Origin of the sequence: Streptomyces zaehneri, assembly GCF_032248645.1 — a bacterium.
GTDB classification, from domain to species: Bacteria; Actinomycetota; Actinomycetes; order Streptomycetales; family Streptomycetaceae; genus Streptomyces; species Streptomyces coriariae.
Window position 1 is genome coordinate 537,307 of sequence record NZ_JASTTJ010000001.1, and the last position, 17,878, is coordinate 555,184.

The 17,878-nt window shown below is 72.4% G+C and carries 14 protein-coding genes; 9 read left to right on the forward strand and 5 right to left on the reverse strand.

Features of this window, described 5'->3' with window-relative positions; all coding sequences use genetic code 11:
- Positions 1-13 precede the first annotated feature (13 nt).
- Positions 14-1,177 carry a serine hydrolase domain-containing protein gene (locus QQM72_RS02425; protein ID WP_314219082.1) on the reverse strand — a complete coding sequence of 388 codons (1,164 nt, stop codon included), beginning with the start codon at positions 1,175-1,177 and terminating at the stop codon, positions 14-16.
- Between the two features lie 324 nt (positions 1,178-1,501).
- On the opposite strand from QQM72_RS02425, the gene QQM72_RS02430 reads away from it, so the two are divergent.
- Entirely contained in the window at positions 1,502-3,193 is a 1,692-nt protein-coding gene (locus QQM72_RS02430) for an RNA polymerase sigma factor (RefSeq protein WP_314219083.1), read from the forward strand.
- A gap of 443 nt (positions 3,194-3,636) precedes the next feature.
- Here the strand turns inward: QQM72_RS02430 and QQM72_RS02435 are convergent, their stop codons facing one another.
- Entirely contained in the window at positions 3,637-4,323 is a 687-nt protein-coding gene (locus QQM72_RS02435) for a glycerophosphodiester phosphodiesterase (protein ID WP_314219084.1), read from the reverse strand.
- Between the two features lie 26 nt (positions 4,324-4,349).
- Positions 4,350-5,480: an adenosine deaminase gene (locus QQM72_RS02440; RefSeq protein ID WP_399075650.1), complete on the reverse strand. Its 1,131-nt coding sequence runs from the start codon at positions 5,478-5,480 to the stop codon at positions 4,350-4,352.
- 521 nt (positions 5,481-6,001) lie between these two features.
- On the opposite strand from QQM72_RS02440, the gene QQM72_RS02445 reads away from it, so the two are divergent.
- Positions 6,002-6,943, forward strand: coding sequence for a DUF4190 domain-containing protein (locus QQM72_RS02445; protein WP_314219085.1), 942 nt, complete (start codon positions 6,002-6,004; stop codon positions 6,941-6,943).
- 195 nt (positions 6,944-7,138) lie between these two features.
- Here the strand turns inward: QQM72_RS02445 and QQM72_RS02450 are convergent, their stop codons facing one another.
- Entirely contained in the window at positions 7,139-7,699 is a 561-nt protein-coding gene (locus QQM72_RS02450; protein WP_314219086.1) for an NADAR family protein, read from the reverse strand.
- A gap of 222 nt (positions 7,700-7,921) precedes the next feature.
- Here QQM72_RS02450 and QQM72_RS02455 point away from each other — a divergent pair, with 222 nt between their 5' ends.
- From QQM72_RS02455 to QQM72_RS02485, 7 genes are all read left to right on the forward strand, one after another.
- On the forward strand, positions 7,922-9,436 hold the full coding sequence (locus QQM72_RS02455) for a gamma-aminobutyraldehyde dehydrogenase (RefSeq protein ID WP_314219087.1): 1,515 nt from the start codon (positions 7,922-7,924) through the stop codon (positions 9,434-9,436).
- A 56-nt stretch (positions 9,437-9,492) separates the two neighbouring features.
- Positions 9,493-10,740, forward strand: a complete 1,248-nt coding sequence (locus QQM72_RS02460; protein WP_314219088.1) for an ABC transporter substrate-binding protein — start codon at positions 9,493-9,495, stop codon at positions 10,738-10,740.
- A gap of 5 nt (positions 10,741-10,745) precedes the next feature.
- The gene (locus tag QQM72_RS02465; protein ID WP_199875765.1) at positions 10,746-11,897 is read left to right on the forward strand and encodes an ABC transporter ATP-binding protein; all 1,152 of its coding nucleotides are present in this window, start codon (positions 10,746-10,748) and stop codon (positions 11,895-11,897) included.
- Entirely contained in the window at positions 11,897-12,826 is a 930-nt protein-coding gene (locus QQM72_RS02470) for an ABC transporter permease (protein ID WP_314219089.1), read from the forward strand. Before QQM72_RS02465 ends, QQM72_RS02470 begins: the two co-directional genes overlap by 1 nt.
- Positions 12,827-13,633, forward strand: a complete 807-nt coding sequence (locus tag QQM72_RS02475; RefSeq protein WP_054239690.1) for an ABC transporter permease — start codon at positions 12,827-12,829, stop codon at positions 13,631-13,633.
- 23 nt (positions 13,634-13,656) lie between these two features.
- Complete coding sequence (locus QQM72_RS02480; RefSeq protein WP_314219090.1) at positions 13,657-15,075, forward strand: NAD(P)/FAD-dependent oxidoreductase; 1,419 nt, start codon at positions 13,657-13,659, stop codon at positions 15,073-15,075.
- A gap of 152 nt (positions 15,076-15,227) precedes the next feature.
- Positions 15,228-15,680 (forward strand): bifunctional DNA primase/polymerase, encoded by a 453-nt coding sequence (locus QQM72_RS02485; RefSeq protein WP_314219091.1) that lies wholly within the window; start codon positions 15,228-15,230, stop codon positions 15,678-15,680.
- Positions 15,681-16,150: 470 nt separating this feature from the next.
- Here the strand turns inward: QQM72_RS02485 and QQM72_RS02490 are convergent, their stop codons facing one another.
- A complete protein-coding gene (locus tag QQM72_RS02490; RefSeq protein ID WP_314219092.1) occupies positions 16,151-17,779 on the reverse strand; it encodes a PucR family transcriptional regulator in 1,629 nt (542 codons plus the stop codon).
- Positions 17,780-17,878 lie beyond the last annotated feature (99 nt).

Genomic DNA, 17,878 nt, shown 5'->3' on the forward strand with positions numbered 1-17,878 from the left:
GCCCGGCGCACCGTCACTTGAGTGCGGCCATGGCGATGCGCTGGGCCACCGCGTTCATGCCCTCGCCCTTCGCGTCGGTGGAGTTGACCGAGTAGACGAGGGTGCGACCGAGGTTCCGGGTGCCGGCGATCAGCGCGTTGTAGCCGTAGCGGCCGCCCGACTTGAGCCAGTAGACCTTCCCCTCGTACACGAAGCGCTGGAGGCCCGCGCTGTAGGTGGCGCCGTCGATGTGCGCGGGGACCGTGAACATCTCCCGCAACTGGGGCCCGGGGACGATGCGGCCCCGGAAGAGCGAGGTGAGGAGGCGTTCCAGGTCCGCGGTCGTGGAGATCATGTCGCCGGCCGCGAACCGGTCCGCCTGGTTCCACTCGGTGACGTCCACCAGCTCCGTCGTCCCGTCCGCCTTCCTCACCGCCTGGTAGCCGCGGTTGTGGGGGCCGGCGATGCGCGGGTCGGCGCCGGGGAAGTACGTGTCCTTCATGCCTGCGGGTGCCAGGACCAGGCGGGTGGCCTCGGACGCGTACGACCGGCCGGTCACCTTCTCGATCAGCAGGCCCAGGATCGTGTAGTTGATGTTCAGGTAGTGCTGCCGCTCGCCCGGACGGAACTCCGGCCCCTTCGCCGCCGCGGACGCGACGACCTGCCGCGGGGGCAGCGTGTCGAAGCGGTGCGCGTACACCTCCTCGAAGGAGTCCCCCAGGCCGTCGCCCGCCGGGATGCCGCTGGTGTGGTTGAGCAGTTGCCGTACGGTGATCGGCCGGAACTTCCCGCCGAGCAGGCCGGGCAGGTAGCGCTGGACCGGCCTGTCGAGGTCGACCCTCCGCTCGGCCGCCAGGCGCAGGACGGCCGCCGCCGTCACCACCTTGGTCGTCGAACCTGCCCGGAACCGGGCGTCGGCGTCGGCCGGTGCGGCGCTCGGCAGGTCGCGCACGCCCGCGCTGCCGCGCCAGGTTCCGTCGGTGCCGCCGACCCGGACGAGGGCGGCGGTCGCGTCCTGGTCCGGGAGCCCGGTGAGCGCGGCGCTCAGCGCTTCGACGTCCAGGGCGTTCGCCGGGTGGGCCGAGGCCGAGGCCGGCGCGGGCGCGGGCGTCGCGAAGGCGGGCGCGGCCAGCGGGCCCGCGGCGAGGACGGCCACCAGGGAGGCGGCGAGGACGGTCGTGCGACGGCGAGCGTGCATACGGGCTCCAGAGGAAGGGGTGCCGAAGGGTTCGACGTGATCCTCCGCCGGGATGCGACCGCCGTGGATCGTCGCCGAGGAGGGTGCCCGACCCTGGGGAAACCCTGAGCAACTGTCCTGTTGCTTAAGGGAGTTGATCAGGGTGCCCCTTACGGGTGCCGGACGGGTGAGGGGCGGGGCGCCGGTCCGTGCGCCGGTCCGGGTGCCGGTCCGGGTGCCGGTCCGGGTGGTGAAAAAGTGTTATCCGCGGGCCGTCACGGCCGTCTCCCTGGATGTGATCTCCGACATTGCCGACAGCGGGGTCCCGGCTGAGAGGGTGCGGGCATGAGGACGTACGCCGAGGCGGGCCGGCACTGGCGGGCCACCATCGCCGACGCGCAGGCCGGCGACCGGCGGGCGCTGGACGAACTGGTGGCGGGCTGGCTGCCGCTGGTCTACAACATCGTCGGCCGCGCTCTGAACGGCCACGCCGACGTCGACGACGTCGTGCAGGAGACCATGCTGCGCGCCGTCGACAACCTCGGCTCGCTGCGCGACCCCGACAGCTTCCGCTCCTGGCTGGTCGCGATCGCCATGCGACAGATCCGCGACCGCGCGCGGCGCAGGACACCACAGCGCCTCGACGAGAGCGTGCCGGCAGGCGAAGCCGCCGACTTCGCCGAACTCACCGTGCTCCGGCTCCAGTTGGAGGGGCAGCGGCGCGAGGTCGCGGAGGCGGCGCGCTGGCTCGACGACGAGGACCGGCAACTGCTGTCCCTGTGGTGGCTGGAGGTCGCGGGCGAGCTCACCCGCCGCGAGCTGGCCGCGGCCGTCGGCATCAGCAGGCAGCACGCCGCCGTGCGCGTCCAGCGGGTGAAGGAGCGCCTGGAGGTCTCGCGGGGCATCGTCCGCGCCCTCGAAGGGGCCTGCCCCGGCCTGCGCGACCTGACCGCCCGCTGGAACGGCCGGCCGGACTCCGTGTGGCGCAAGCGGCTGGCCCGGCACATCCGCGGCTGCGGCTACTGCGGCGACACCCGCGAGTCCGTCGTACCGGCGGAACGGCTGCTCGTCGGGATCGCGCTGGTCCCGGTGCCGGCCGGCTTCACGCTCTCCCTCGCGCTCGGCGGCAAGACGGCCGCCGCGGCCACCGGCACGGCTACCGTCGGCTGGTCCGCGAAGGTGCTCACCGCGCTCACCAAACCGGCCGTCGCGGTCACGGCCGGCGCGACACTCGCCGCGGGCGGCGCCTATGTCGTCGTACAGACCCCCGAGGACCCGCCCGCACGGGCGGCCGTCGTCCCCACGGCGAGCACACCCGCCACCGCACCGTCCGTCCCCGGCCCCCCGCCTTCCGGCTCGGCCTCGCCTTCGGCATCCCCCTCGGCGTCGGCGAACGAGCGCGGGACGGCCCGGTACGGGAGTGTCGTCGACGCCGTCGACGGCGCGCCCGACCCGGACACCCCGCCCGCCGCCCTGCCGCAACGGCCCGCGTCCGGCGTCACCAGCAGCGGCGGCGCGCACGCCACCATGAACCACCGCGGGGACGGCGTGACGCTCAGCGGACAGGGCTATGTCCTCGTGCGCTGGCAGATATCGCCGCAGTACCGGCCCGGCGCCCTGGTCATGCCGAGCTGGACGGGGCTGAAGGGCAAGCTGTTCCACGTGGCCTCCGGCGGCGGCCGTCGCATGGACGACCCCGTCGGCGCGACGGACACCACCGCCACCGGCATGGGCAGCAAGGCCACCGGCTTCGCCGTCCTGCCGTCCGGCACCCAGCAGATGTGGCAGAACGAGTACTTCTACCTCGCCGGCAGCGTCACCCTCACCGTGAACGAGCGGGGTGCCGACTACGGCCTCAACGTCTTCCCGACGACCTGGGACGCCGTGCGGAAGGACGTCATCACCGGCCCCGGCCAGGGCGCAGGGCGCTACGGTCTGGTCCGTGACACCGGCGAGGACGGCACACCGGTCCCGCAGTACGTCACCCGTGAGACGCCGGCCGACCCGGCGACGGTCCCTCAGGCCTCGCGCGTGTAGCGGTCCCGGGCCCGGGTCACCTCGTGCGGTGGGCCCGGATTCCGGCCTGCTCACGGCGGACGGCCCGGCGGCGGCCGAACGTATCGCCCGCCCCGCCCGCCCCGCCCGCCGCGCACGTGGTGAAGGCCTTCAACCTGTCCACGTCGGCGTCCGGCGCCTCGACCCGCCCGTCTTCTCCACGGCCGCCCCCTGGCGGCCCCGCTGTGCGGGGACGGCGAAGCGGCCCTGTCCGTCGTCCGCCGGCTCGTCCGCGACCTGGGCCGCGAGCCGCTGAACGCGGGGGCCTCGACAGGGCCGGTCTGCTGGAGGCGACGGCGCCGCTGCTGATCCGGCCGTGGCCGGGGGAGGGCGCGGACGCCCAGGCGATCTCACCGCCGCCCGCGTACGCGGCAGGACAGGGCCGTCGTTCGGACCAGGCCGCAGGACGCCGACCACGCGCGCGGTCAGCCCTGCTTGCGCAGAGCCGTCAGCACCTCGATCCGGTTGGTGGTGATGGAGTCGACGCCCAAGTCGACGAGCCGGCGCATGGAACGGCGGGTGTCGGGGGTCCAGACGGAGAGCAGACAGCCGTCGTGGTGCACGCGGGCGGCCAGCTCCCGGTCCACCAGGGAGAAGCGGTAGTTGAGCCAGCGCGGCTTCACCGCGTCGAGCAGCGCGGGCCGCGGAGGCGCCAGGCTGGTGCAGGTCAGGGCGATCTCGGCGGACGGATCGGCGGCGCGTACGGCGAGCATCGCACCGGCGTCGGCGCAGTAGTAGACCCGGTCCGCCGCCCCGGCCTCGCGGACGGCGTCCACGATCCGCCGTGCCGTGCGCACGTCCCGCGTCCCCGGCAGGTCGAGCATCAGCCGGCTGCCTTCGGTCGCCGCGAGCGCCTCCGCGAGGGTCGGCACCGCGCCGGCCGTCAGCCCGCGCACCTCGGCGGCCGACAGCGACAGCAGCGGCCGGTCCTGCCCCCACAGCCGCTTCAACGTCTCGTCGTGCAACAGGACCGGTACGCCGTCGCGGGTGAGCCGTACGTCGAACTCGACGGCGTCCGCGCCCCGGTCGAGCGCGGAACGCAACGAGTCGACGGTGTTCTCACGGAAGCGATAGGGGTCGCCACGATGGGCCACGGCAGTCACGTTGTGCATGGGCCCATTGTGGCGGCCGCCGGTCCTCAGGGAGCGAGCCGGCCCGTCGTGTAGGCCTCGATCTCGGCCTTGATGCGTGCCTTGCCGGCCTCGTCCAGGAAGGACGCGTCGACCGCGTTGCCGGCGAGGGCGGCGAGGCCCCGCTCGTCGAGGTCGAGGAGGCGGGCGGCGACCGCGTACTCGTTGTCGAGGTCGGTGCCGAACATGGGCGGGTCGTCGGAGTTGATCGTGACCAGGACGCCGGCCCGCACGAACTCCTTGACCGGGTGCTCGTCGAGGGTGCGGACCGCGCGCGTGGCGATGTTCGAGGTCGGGCACACCTCCAGGGCGATGCGGTGCTCGGCGAGGTGTGCGAGCAGCTTCTCGTCCTGCGCGGAGCTGGTGCCGTGACCGATGCGCTCGGCGCGCAGGTGCGTCAGCGCGTCCCACACCGTCTGCGGTCCCGTGGTCTCGCCCGCGTGGGGCACCGATCGCAGCCCGGCGGCGATCGCCCGGTCGAAGTAGGGCTTGAACTGCGGGCGCGGTACGCCGATCTCGGGCCCGCCCAGCCCGAACGAGACCAGCCCCTCGGGGCGGATCCGGTCGTCGGTGGCGAGCCGCGTCGTCTCCTCGGCGGCCTCGAGACCGGCCTCACCGGGGATGTCGAAGCACCAGCGCAGCACGGTCCCGAACTCCGCCTCCGCCGCCTTGCGGGCGTCCTCGATGGCGTCCATGAAGGCGAGTTCGTCGATGCCGCGCCTGGTCGAGGAGAACGGGGTGATGGTCAGCTCGGCGTACCGCACCTGCTGGCGGGCCAGGTCCCGGGCGACCTCGTACGTCAGCAGCCGGACGTCCTCCGGGGTGCGGATGAGGTCCACGACGGACAGGTACACGTCGATGAAGTGGGCGAAGTCGGTGAACGTGAAGTAGTCGGCCAGGGCCTCGGGGTCGGTCGGCACCTTGGAGTCGGGGTGCCGGGCGGCCAGCTCGGCGACGATGCGGGGGGAGGCGGAGCCGACGTGGTGGACGTGCAGTTCGGCCTTGGGCAGCCCGGCGATGAAGGCGTGCACGTCACGGGAGCCGGCCGCGGCGGCAGCGGTGGGACCGGCGGGTGCGCCGGAGACGGGGGAGCCCGGAGAGCCGGGGGCGGCGGCGGATGCGTCGAAGCGGTCGGTCATGGGGTCCTCCCCGGGACGGCGCCCCGGGCCGAGCGGGCCGGACGGGACGCGGGTGATCGGCTGATCGATGAGTCGGGATCATCGTAGGCGGAGCGCGCGGGAGAAGAGCCTCGGTCTCGCCCGCGGCATGAACCACCGCCCACGGCACGGGCGGCGGCCCGGACCCCCGGCCGCCGCCCCGGCCACGGACCGCCGCCCGTCGCGTGGTCGCCGCCCTGGCCACGGGACGGCGCCCGTCGCATGGTCCGCCGTCCTGGCCATGGTCCGCAGTCCGTCGGATGGTCCGCCGTCCTGGCCATGGTCCGCAGTCCGTCGCATGGTCCGCCGCCCTGGCCACGGGACGCCGCCCGTCGCACGGACCGCCGCCCACCGCGCCGGCCGCGGGCCGTAGCATGACGGAACGTACGCGGGGCGGAACGGTGTACGGACGACGGAACGCAAGCGGGAACGCGCGGGACGGTACGCGCGGGACCGAACGCCTGGCGGAACGCGGGGCAGAGGGCGACAGAGGGGATCCACGCATGTCCGACGACGCGCCGACTCCGGCCGGTGACGCCGCCCATGACCCGTGGCCCGCGCCCGCTTCCGACGAGGCGGACGGTCCGCAGGACGCGGCTCCCAGGGTGCCGTTGGACAAGGGCGGCACGGGCACCGGCACCCCGGGCAGCACGGACACCGGAACGACGGGCACCCCGGGCACGACCGGCACGGCGGAAGACGGGGTCGGCCCTGTCGGGCCCCCGGCCGCGTCGAACCCCTGGGCCGCCCCGGGCGACAGCGCGCAGAGCGGGGCCGGCTTCACCGTCGCCGCGAACGAACCGCTGACCCCCGCCCCCGGCTCTCCCTCCGTCCCCTCGGACCAGGTGCCGTTGGACGTGCACGACCAGCGGACGGTCACCGCCCTGCCCAGCGTGCCCGCACCGCCCGCGGACGTCACCCCGCAGCCCTGGGCCACCCCCTTCGGGAACCCGCCCGGGAACGCCCCGTTCGGCGCCTTCCCGCCGCCCCACCCCGGCACGGCGTCGGCCGGCGGCCCGCCGTTCAACCCCGGCAACCCCTTCGCTTCCCCCGGCGCGGGCGGGCCGGTCCCGCCGCCGCCCCCCGCGCCCTACGGGCCCGGACAGGTCCCGTACGGATATCCGGGCGGCTACGGCTACCCGTCCCCGCCCCACTACGGGGGCGGCGCTCCGGGCCCCTACGGCTGGCCCGGCGGGGCGGGGGACAGCAACGGCATGGGCATCGCCGGGATGGTCCTCGGGATCGTCTCGGCCGTCGGCTTCTGCATGTGGCCGCTGGCCGTCGTGCTCGGCATCCTCGGGATCACCTTCGGCGCGGTCGGGCGCGGGAAGGCCAGGCGGGGCGAGGCCTCGAACCCCGGTCAGGCGCTGGCCGGGATCATCTGCGGCAGCGTGGGCATCCTGCTCGCGATCGGACTGGGCGTGCTGGTGATCGTGCAGCCCTGAGGCGGTGATCGTGCAGCCCTGAGGCGGTGATCGTGCAGCCCTGAGGTCCCGGCAGGCGCGGGCGCGGGGGCAACCGGGGCCGCGCCTCAGGCAGAGCTCAGACGCCTCGGGCGGCTGCGGCGACCCGGGCCGAGCAGCGGCACCCCAGGCGGCTGCGACCGGGGCAGAGCCCGTCCCTCATGCGGCAGCGGCGGCTCAGGCCGCCGCCCGCACTCTCTCCCGGGCCTCCATCAGCGCGAAGCCCAGCAGGTTCGGCCCGCGCCAGCGCTGTGGATCCATCGCCGCCTCGTCGTCCGCCGCGAGCCCGATGCCCCATACGCGGTCCATCGGGCTCGCCTCCACCAGCACCCGCTCGCCCGTGCTCAGCAGGAACGCCCGCAGTCCGGGCTGCGAGGCGAACTTGTGGACGCTGCCCTCGACCACGATCCGGAACCGCTCCCGCTGCCAGGTCGTCTCGTCGAAGCCGCGCACCAGCCGCCCCTCCTTCTTCGCCTGGGCGGGGGAGGCCGCGGCCAGCGCCCGCCGCTCCGCTTCCGCGTCCTCGAAGAGGCGGGCCTTGCCTGCCATCATCCAGTGCTCGGCCGTCGCGTAGGTGACCCCGTCGACCACGAAGGGTGACGGCCACCACTGGCTCAGGCAGCTCGAGCCCAGCCGGCCGTCGGGTCGCGGACGGTGCCCCCAGAAATGCAGATACTTGATCCTCGCCCCGGCCCGGACCTGCCTGACCAGGGCCTCCTGGCAATCGATCTTCTCCATGCACGCGAGTCTGGCACGCGCCACTGACAGTGCGTCCCGCCTTTTCCGCTCGGACTCGACACCTGGTCGACCCGCCCTCGACAGATTCCGTCGCGTAACCAAAAGGCAACAACGGAATCACTTGTTGGAGTGCCCTTGCTCTGTCAGGATCGGCAATCAAATCAAGCTGGAGCTACGCCAGCCGCCGCCGCGCACAGCGGGGCGAAGGCGGAGGAGAGCGACATGCAGGACCGGTTCCCCGCGCAGGAACGATTCGCGGACGGCGCTCAGTACATCGGGGGCCGTCTCAGGCACGGCACGTCCGGCCGGACCCACGCCGTGATCGACCCCGCCACCGGCGAGGAGGTCTTCACCTACGAGCTGGCGGGCGCCGACGACGTCGACGCGGCGGTCGCCGCCGCCCGCGCCGCCTTCCCGGGCTGGGCCGGCACCACGCCGGGTGAGCGCTCCGACGCGCTGCACCGGTTCGCCGCGGTCCTCGCCGACCGCGCCGAGGAGCTCGCCCGCGCCGAGTCCCTCCAGTGCGGCAAGCCGCTGAAGCTGACCCGCGAGTTCGACGTGCCGGGCACCATCGACAACACCGCGTTCTTCGCCGGCGCGGCCCGCCATCTCGCGGGCCAGTCCGCCGGTGAGTACTCCGGTGACCACACCTCCTACGTCCGCCGTGAACCCATCGGCGTCGTAGGCTCCATCGCGCCCTGGAACTACCCCCTCCAGATGGCCGCCTGGAAGATCCTCCCGGCGATCGCGGCGGGCAACACCATCGTGCTCAAGCCCGCCGAGCTCACCCCGCTCACCTCGCTGCTCTTCGCCCAGGCGGCGACGGAGGCCGGCATCCCCGACGGCGTGATCAACATCGTCACCGGGACCGGACAGGAGGCCGGTGAGCGGCTCGTCGGGCATCCCGACGTGGCCATGACCTCCTTCACCGGCTCCACCGCCGTCGGCAAGCGCGTCGCCGAGGTCGCCACCGCGACCGTCAAGCGGCTCCACCTGGAGCTGGGCGGCAAGGCGCCCTTCGTGGTCTTCGACGACGCCGACCTGGAGGCCGCGGCCAACGGCGCGGTCGCGGGGGCGCTCATCAACACCGGGCAGGACTGCACGGCGGCCACGCGCGCGTACGTGCAGCGGCCCCTCTACGAGGCGTTCGTCGAGCGGACGGCCGCCCTGATGGAGACCGTCCGGCTCGGTGATCCCTTCGCCCCCGGAACCGACCTCGGCCCGCTGGTCTCGCACGTCCAGCGCGACCGGGTCGCCGCCTTCGTCGACCGGGCGCGTGGCTACGCGCGCGTGGTGACCGGCGGTGAGGTTCCACAGGGGGATCTCAAGAACGGCGCGTACTATCGCCCCACCCTGATCGCGGACGCCGCGCAGGACAGCGAGGTCGTGCGGTCCGAGATCTTCGGCCCGGTCCTGGTGGTGCTGCCCTTCGACAGCGACGACGAGGGCATCGCGCTCGCCAACGACACCCCGTACGGGCTGGCCGCCTCCGCGTGGAGCCGGGACGTCTTCCGGGCGAACCGGGCGACGCGCGAGATCAAGGCCGGGTGCGTGTGGGTCAACGACCACATCCCGATCATCAGCGAGATGCCCCACGGCGGCTACAAGTCCTCCGGCTTCGGCAAGGACATGTCCGTGTACTCGTTCGAGGAGTACACACAGGTAAAGCACGTTATGTTCGATAACACCGCGGTGGCCCGCAAGCCCTGGCACCGCACCATCTTCGGGGACTGTTAGAGCGACTACGACCGGCCGCCGACCACGGCCGACCCTCCCGAAAGGGCACCACGCGCATGGAGCAGTACGAGCCCGACCGCCTGAGCCCGGCCCAAGTGGCCGCCATGCGGCGCAGCCTCCGCAACGGCAGGGCGGCCATGACCCGCCGGTCGCTGCTGCGCGCCTCCACCGGAGGCGCCCTGGCACTGGGCGGCCTCGGCGCGCTCAGCGCCTGCGGGATCCCCGCGGCCGGCAAGACCGAGGGCGGCACGGCCGCCGACGACCACTCGGCGAAGGAGAAGACCGTCAGCTTCTCCAACTGGACCGAGTACATGGACGTCGACGAGAGCGGCAAGCACCACCCGACGCTCGACGCCTTCACGAAACGCACCGGCATCAAGGTCGCGTACACCGAGGACATCAACGACAACAACGAGTTCTTCGGCAAGATCAAGCCGCAGCTCGCCGCGGGCCAGGACACCGGCCGCGACATCATCGTCCTCACCGACTGGCTGGCCGCCCGCCTCATCCGCCTCGGATGGGTCCAGAAACTGGACCCGGCCAACCTGCCGCACGCCTACGCCAACCTGTCGGCCCAGTTCCGCAGCCCCGACTGGGACCCGGGCCGGGCGTACTCGTATCCCTGGCAGGGCATCTCCACGGTGATCGCCTACAACAAGAAGGCGCTCGACGGCGTCGAGGTGAAGTCGGTCTCCGACCTGCTCGACAACCCCAAGCTCAAGGGCCGCGTCGGCTTCCTCACCGAGATGCGCGACAGCATGGGCATGATGTTGCTGGACATGGGCAAGGACCCGGAGAAGTTCACCGACGACGACTACGACGCCGCCATCGCCCGTCTCCAGAAGGGCGTCGACAGCGGCCAGATCCGCCGCTTCACCGGCAACGACTACACCTCCGACATCACCAGCGGCGACTTCGCGGCCTGCATCGCCTGGGCCGGTGACGTCGTGCAGCTGAAGGCGGACAGTCCCGACGTCGACTTCGTCATCCCGGAAAGCGGCTATCTGACGTCCAGCGACAACATGCTGATCCCCAACAAGGCACGTCACAAGACGAACGCCGAACGGCTCATGGACTACTACTACGAGCCGGAGCCGGCCGCCGAACTCGCCGCGTACATCAACTACGTCTGTCCCGTGGACGGCGTGAAGGACGCGCTGGCGAAGATCGACGAGGATGCGGCGAACAATCCGCTGATCATCCCTGACCAGGCCATGCAGGCGAAGTCGCACTCCTTCCGCTCGCTGAGCTCGAAGGAAGAGACCGCCTACGAGGCGAAGTTCGCGAAGCTCACCGGGGCGTGACGACGATGAAGACGACCAACAGCGGCAGCGGCGACGTCCGCCTGACCGGCATCAGCAAGACCTACGGCTCCTTCACCGCCGTCCAGCCGCTCGACCTGACCGTCCCGCAGGGCTCCTTCTTCGCCCTGCTCGGCGCCTCCGGCTGCGGCAAGACCACCACCCTGCGCATGATCGCCGGTCTGGAGGAACCCTCCTCGGGGACCGTCCACCTCGGCGACCAGGACGTGACGGCACTCCCGCCGTACAAGCGCCCGGTCAACACCGTCTTCCAGTCCTACGCCCTCTTCCCGCACCTCGACATCTTCGAGAACGTCGCCTTCGGTCTGCGCCGGCGCGGCATCAAGAGCGTGAAGAAGCAGGTCGAGGACATGCTGGAGCTCGTACAGCTCGGCGAGCAGGCCCGTAAGAAGCCGCACCAGCTCTCCGGCGGCCAGCAGCAGCGGGTCGCCGTGGCCCGCGCCCTGATCAACAAGCCCGGAGTGCTGCTGCTCGACGAGCCCCTCGGCGCCCTCGACCTCAAACTGCGCCGTCAGATGCAGCTGGAGCTCAAGCGCATCCAGACCGAGGTCGGCATCACCTTCGTGCACGTCACGCACGACCAGGAGGAGGCCATGACCATGGCCGACACGGTCGCCGTGATGAACGCGGGCCGGGTCGAGCAGCTCGGCTCGCCGACCGACCTCTACGAGAACCCGAACACCACCTTCGTCGCCAACTTCCTCGGCACCTCGAACCTCATCGAGGCCGAGGTCGACACCAAGAGCGGCGACGACATCGTGCTGAAGGCCGGCGGCGGCAAACTCGTGCTGCCCGAGTCGCGCTGCTCCGCGCCCACGACGACCGGCGGCAAGGTGCTGGTCGGCGTCCGCCCGGAGAAGATATCCCTCACCCACGCCGACGACGCCGGCGAGATTCCCGAAGGCCGCAACCGCATCACCGGGCGCATCGCGAACTCGTCGTTCATCGGCGTCTCCACCCAGTACGTCATCGACACCCCGGTCTGCCCCGAGTTCGAGGTCTACGCCCAGAACATCGACCGGGACGCCCGGCTCGCCCCCGGCGCCGAGGTCGTCCTGCACTGGAGCCCCGCCCACACGTTCGGCCTCGACGCCGCCCAGGACATCGACGCCGGCATCCAGGAAGAGGCGGCGCTCTGATGGCGACGCTCACCGAGGCGCCCCCGCCGCTGTCCCCGACGGCGCCGACGGCGAAGCCGCCCCGCAAGCGCGGGCGCTGGACGCCGTACTGGCTGCTGCTGCCCGGTCTGCTCTGGCTGTTCGTGTTCTTCGCGCTGCCGATGATCTACCAGGCCTCCACGTCCGTGCAGACGGGCTCCCTGGAGGAGGGCTACAAGGTCACCTGGCACCTCGCGACCTACTGGGACGCGCTGAGCGAGTACTGGCCGCAGTTCCTGCGCTCGGTCCTGTACGCGGCCGCCGCGACGATCCTGTGCCTGGTGCTCGGCTACCCGCTGGCCTATCTGATCGCCTTCCGGGCCGGCCGCTGGCGGAACCTGATCATGATCCTGGTGATCGCGCCGTTCTTCACCAGCTTCCTGATCCGCACCCTCGCCTGGAAGACGATCCTCGCGGACGGCGGCCCGGTCGTCGGCGCCCTCAACACCCTGCACGTCCTCGACGTCACCGGCTGGCTCGGCTGGACCGCGGGCGACCGGGTGCTGGCCACCCCGCTCGCGGTGGTCTGCGGTCTGACGTACAACTTCCTGCCCTTCATGATCCTGCCGCTCTACACCTCGCTCGAGCGCATCGACGGGCGGCTGCACGAGGCGGCCGGGGACCTGTACGCCAGGCCGGTCACCACCTTCCGCAAGGTCACCTTCCCGCTCTCGATGCCGGGCGTGGTCTCCGGGACGCTGCTGACCTTCATCCCGGCGGCCGGCGACTACGTCAACGCGGAACTCCTCGGCTCGACGGACACCCGCATGATCGGAAACGTGATCCAGACGCAGTTCCTGCGCGTCCTGGACTATCCGACGGCGGCGGCTCTCTCATTCATCCTGATGGCCGCGATTCTGTTCATGGTCACTCTCTACATCCGCAGGTCCGGGACGGAGGATCTGGTCTAAATGCCCTTCGTCAACTGGCTCAAGCGCCATTTCGTGGTCATCGCGGGACTTCTCACGCTCGCCTATCTCCTGCTGCCGAACGTCGTCGTCACGGTGTTCTCCTTCAACAAACCGAAGGGGCGCTTCAACTACCAATGGCAGCAGTTCTCCACCGACGCCTGGAAGGACCCGTGCGGGGTCGCCGGGCTCTGCGGGTCGCTGTCGCTCAGCCTCCAGATCGCCGTCTGGGCGACCATCGGCGCGACCGCCCTCGGCACGATGATCGCCTTCGCGCTCGTCCGCTACCGCTTCCGCGCGCGGGGCGCCGTCAACTCGCTGATCTTCCTGCCCATGGCGATGCCCGAGGTCGTGATGGCCGCCTCGCTGCTCACCCTGTTCCTCAACCTGGGTGCCCAGCTGGGCTTCTGGACGATCCTCATCGCGCACATCATGTTCTGCCTCAGCTTCGTCGTGACGGCGGTGAAGGCGCGCGTGATGTCGATGGACCCGCGCCTGGAGCAGGCCGCCCAGGACCTCTACGCCGGGCCGGCGCAGACGTTCCTGCGCGTCACGCTGCCCATCGCCGCCCCCGGAATCGCCGCTGGCGCGCTGCTCGCCTTCGCGCTCTCCTTCGACGATTTCATCATCACCAATTTCAACGCGGGTTCCACCGTCACCTTCCCCATGTTCGTCTGGGGTTCGGCGCAGCGCGGAACGCCCGTTCAGATCAATGTCATCGGTACGGCCATGTTCCTCATCGCCGTACTGTTCGTACTGACCTCGATGGTCATCGGAAATCGCCGCAACAAGCAAAAGGCGTCATCTTAAAAGCCCTGTAGGGAGTTGAAATCATGGCCCCAAGCGCCATGAACCGGTGGATCACTTCTCTTTCCGACGCACAGCCCGTGCCCTACTGGCTGGAAGATCCCGGCAAGCCGCGCCCCGAGCCCGCGCTCACCGGCCCCGAGACCTGCGACCTGCTGGTCGTCGGCGGTGGCTACAGCGGACTGTGGACCGCGCTCGTCGCCAAGGAGCGCGAACCGCAGCGGGACGTGGTGCTGCTGGAGGGCCGTGAGGTGGGCTGGGCCGCCTCGGGCCGCAACGGGGGCTTCTGCGCGGCCTCCCTCACCCACGGGCTGCCCAACGGGCTCACCCGCTGGCCGGACGAGATCCACCGGCTCGAGGAGCTGGGGATGCGCAACCTCGACGAGATCGAGGCGGCGATCGCCCGGCACGGCATCGACTGCGACTTCGAGCGCACCGGCGAGATCGACGTCGCCACCGAGACGTACCAGGCGTGGGAACTGCGCGACTGGTACGAGGAGCTCGAAGGCAAGGGTCTCGCGGGCGGGCTCGAGTTCCTCGACGCGGACGCGGTGCGCGAGCAGGTCGCCTCGCCCACCTTCCAGGCGGGTCTGTACGACCGCCGGGGCGTCGCCATGCTCCATCCCGCCAAGCTCGTCTGGGGGCTGAAGCAGGCGTGCGTGCGGCTGGGCGTCCGTGTCTACGAGCACACCCCCGCCCTGTCGCTGAAGCCCTACGGCGCCGGAATGGCCGTGGGCACCCCCTACGGGCAGGTGCGGGCCCGGCAGGTCGCGCTCGGCACCAACATCTTCCCCAGCCTGGTCCGGCGGGTGCGGGCGTACACCGTCCCGGTCTACGACTACGCGCTGATGACGGAACCGCTGAGCGCCGAGCAGCTCGACTCGATCGGGTGGAAGAACCGGCAGGGCCTCGGGGACTCGGCCAACCAGTTCCACTACTTCCGGCTGTCGGCCGACAACCGGATCCTGTGGGGCGGATACGACGCGGTCTACCCCTACGGGGGCCGGGTGCGCGCCGAGTACGACGACCGGCCGGAGACGTACGCCAAGCTCGCCGGCCACTTCTTCGGCTGCTTCCCGCAGCTGGAGGGGGTGCGCTTCACCCACGCCTGGGGCGGGGCCATCGACACGTGCTCGCGCTTCTCGGCGTTCTTCGGCACGGCGCACCAGGGGAAGGTGGCCTACGCGGCCGGGTACACCGGCCTCGGTGTCGGGGCCACCCGCTTCGGGGCCGAGGTGATGCTGGACCTGCTGGCAGGGGAGAGCACCGAGCGGACGTCGCTGGAGATGGTCCGCAAGAAGCCGCTGCCCTTCCCGCCCGAGCCCTTCGCCTGGACCGGCATCGCCCTCACCAAGTGGTCGCTGGCCCGCGCCGACGCGCACGGCGGGCGGCGCAACCTGTGGCTGAAGACGATGGACCGGCTGGGGCTGGGCTTCGACAGCTGACAGCCGCGGCACCACGGTCGACGGCCGACCGATGCCGGTGCGGTGTGACCCGGTTCACCCCAACGGGTGGCCCCGACCCGCGTAATGCCCGCCGGGGACCTCCCTCTCCCTCGTGACGCGACCGCGTCCACGAGCGAGAGGGAGGTCTTCTCATGGCTGGGGCGAAGACGGCTGTCGAATGGCTGGCATCCGTCGCACCGGATCCCGAGGCGTGCCGCCGGGAGTGGGAGCGCAACCCCCTGGGGGTGGCGCTGCTGCCCGCGGGCAAGGCCTGGGACGTACTCATCCTGCCGGGCGAGCTCGGCTGTCCCACCCTCGACGTGCTCACCCGGATCCTGCATCGGCCGGGCCCCGTGCTCGTCGACCTCGGAGACAACCGCATGGGCTTCTTCGTGGCGCCCGGCACGGCCGCCTGCTGGCTCGGCACCGGTATCCGTACGGCGGGGGCCGGCACCCGGATCGTCGTGCCGTATCCGGGCCGGTCGGCCCGGGGTGTCCGCTGGCTGGTCCCGCCGGACGGCTCCGGCACCCTGACCGATACCGCGCTGCTCGAACTGGCGATGCACGAGGCGGCGGCGGTCCTGGCCGGCGGAGAGGGCGGCTGACCGGCCGGACACCTCCGCCGCGGTACCCGACCACCGACCGGGTCGGGACCGGCCCGCCTTCACCTCCCCCGGACCGGGAGCCGGCGGATCCCGGGAGATCCCGGGAGATCCTTTCCGCGTCGGCCGCCCGTGCGGCCGACGCGGACGCCTCCGCCTCCGGCGCAGCGACGGCTACTTGGTGCTGCTCCGCTTGCTGGTGCTGGTGCTGGTGCCTGGTGCCCGGTGTCTGTCTCCGTGCCTGTGCCTGTGCCAGCGCATGCTGCCGGGGCGGCGCCTTGCTCCGCCGCCCCGCCCTGCCCGCCCGTCGTGCTGCTTCGGCGACGGCGCCTCGCGCCTCGCTTCGTCGCCCCCGACCTGTCCGGCCCCGCCTCGCCCTGCCCGCCCGTCGTGCTGCTTCGGCGACGGCGCCTCGCGCCTCGCTTCGTCGCCCCGACCTGTCCGGCCCCGCCTCGCCCTGCCCGCCCGTCGTGCTACTCCGTCGACGTCGCCTTCAGCGCCAGCCACAGTTCCATCCGGACATCCGGGTCGTCCAGGGACCGTCCGAGGATCTCCTCCACCCGCCGCATCCGGTAGCGCAGGGTGTGCCGGTGGACGCCCAGGTCGGCCGCTGCCGCGTCCCACTGGCCGTGGCGGGAGAGCCAGGCCCGCAGGGAGGCCACCAGGTCGCCGCGGCCGGTCGCGTCGTGTTCGTGCAGGGCGCGCAGCAGGCCGTCCGCGAACGCCTTCACCGCGTCGTCCGCGAGAAGGGGCAGCACGGAACCCGCCGCGAGCCGCTCGTGCTCCACGAAGACCCGGCCCCGGCGCCGGGCGACGGACAGCGCCTGCTCGGCCTGCTTGTACGCCGATGCCGCCGCGATCGGCCCGGCCGGCGCGGACAGGCCCACGACGAGTCCGACCTCGTCGCCGGACTCGGACGCGACGCCCCCGGCCGCCCGCGCGTTCTCCAGCGCGGCCGTGTACTGCGCGCACGCCTCCGCGGCCGCGCCCCCGTCCGCGACCAGGGCCACCAGCCGATCGCCCTCGGGCACCACCAGCACGGCCTCCCCGGCCCGTGCGGCCGCCGACTCGACGGCCTCGGCGAGACCGTCGAAGGGGTCTGCGCCCCCGTCGGCCGCGGCCGACGCCGCCGTCGCGTCGGCGAGGATCAGCCGGAACGGGGCGTCGAGCAGCCCGCCGTACAGGTCCCCGGCGACGGCCCGCGCGTGGTCCGGTTCGCCCGCCAGCAGCATGCCCAGCACCGCCGCGCCGATCCGCTGCTGCGCCGCGTGCAGCGAGCGCGAGCGTTCGGTGGTCAGGGTGAGCAGTGCGATGGCCGAGTGGACGGCGTACCGCTCGGCGGTGCCGAGAGCCGAGGCGGTGCCGACCGCGAGCGCGGCGCGCGGGCGCCGGCCGGTGCCCAGGGAGTGCAGCTCGACCCGGTCGTCGTGCCGGCCGTCGGATCCGGAGCGCTCCGGCCCCCCGCCGCCGCCCACCACCGCGGAGGCCGGGGCCGGCCGTTCCCGCAGCCGCTCCACCTCCGCCGTGAGCCGCCCCGCCCGCCGGCCCGCCCACTCCGGCGCGGCTCCCACGACGGCACCCGAGGCGTCGTACAGGGCCGCCCACCCGTCGACCTGCGCGGCGAGCGCGCGGAGCAGCCCCTGCGGGCCGTCCGTCAGCGCCTGCTTCGTCAGCTCGCGCTGGGCCGCGAACCCTGCCGTGACCGCCCGGTACTGGTCGGCGGCGATCGCCGCCGACACCGCCTTGCTGATGGCGAGGAAGGGCGTGCGGCGCGGCACCTCCAGCAGGGGCAGGCCCTCCTCCTCGGCCGCGTCCACGAGGGCCTTCGGGATGTCCTCGTAGTTGACGCCGACGGCGAAGCCGAGCCCGACCACCCCGGCCTTGGCCAGCCGCCGCACATAGCGCCGCATGGCCTCCGGGTCCTCGGCGTCCAGCTTGAGCGCGGTGATCAGCAGCAGCTCCCCGCCCTCCATGTACGGCACGGGGTCCGCGAGCTCGCTGACGTGCGCCCAGCGCACCGGCACGTCCAGACGGTCCCCGCCGGCCCGCACGGTCAGCTTCAGCGCGGAGTGGTGGACGAGCGAGGCGAGCGTGGGAGGCATGGGGCCTTCAGGTCGGGGGAGTGATCGGCGGCGTGATCTTTTGGCCGCCGCGTATGAACGGTCTCTCCCGATTCTGCCTCACTGTACGGACCGCGGACG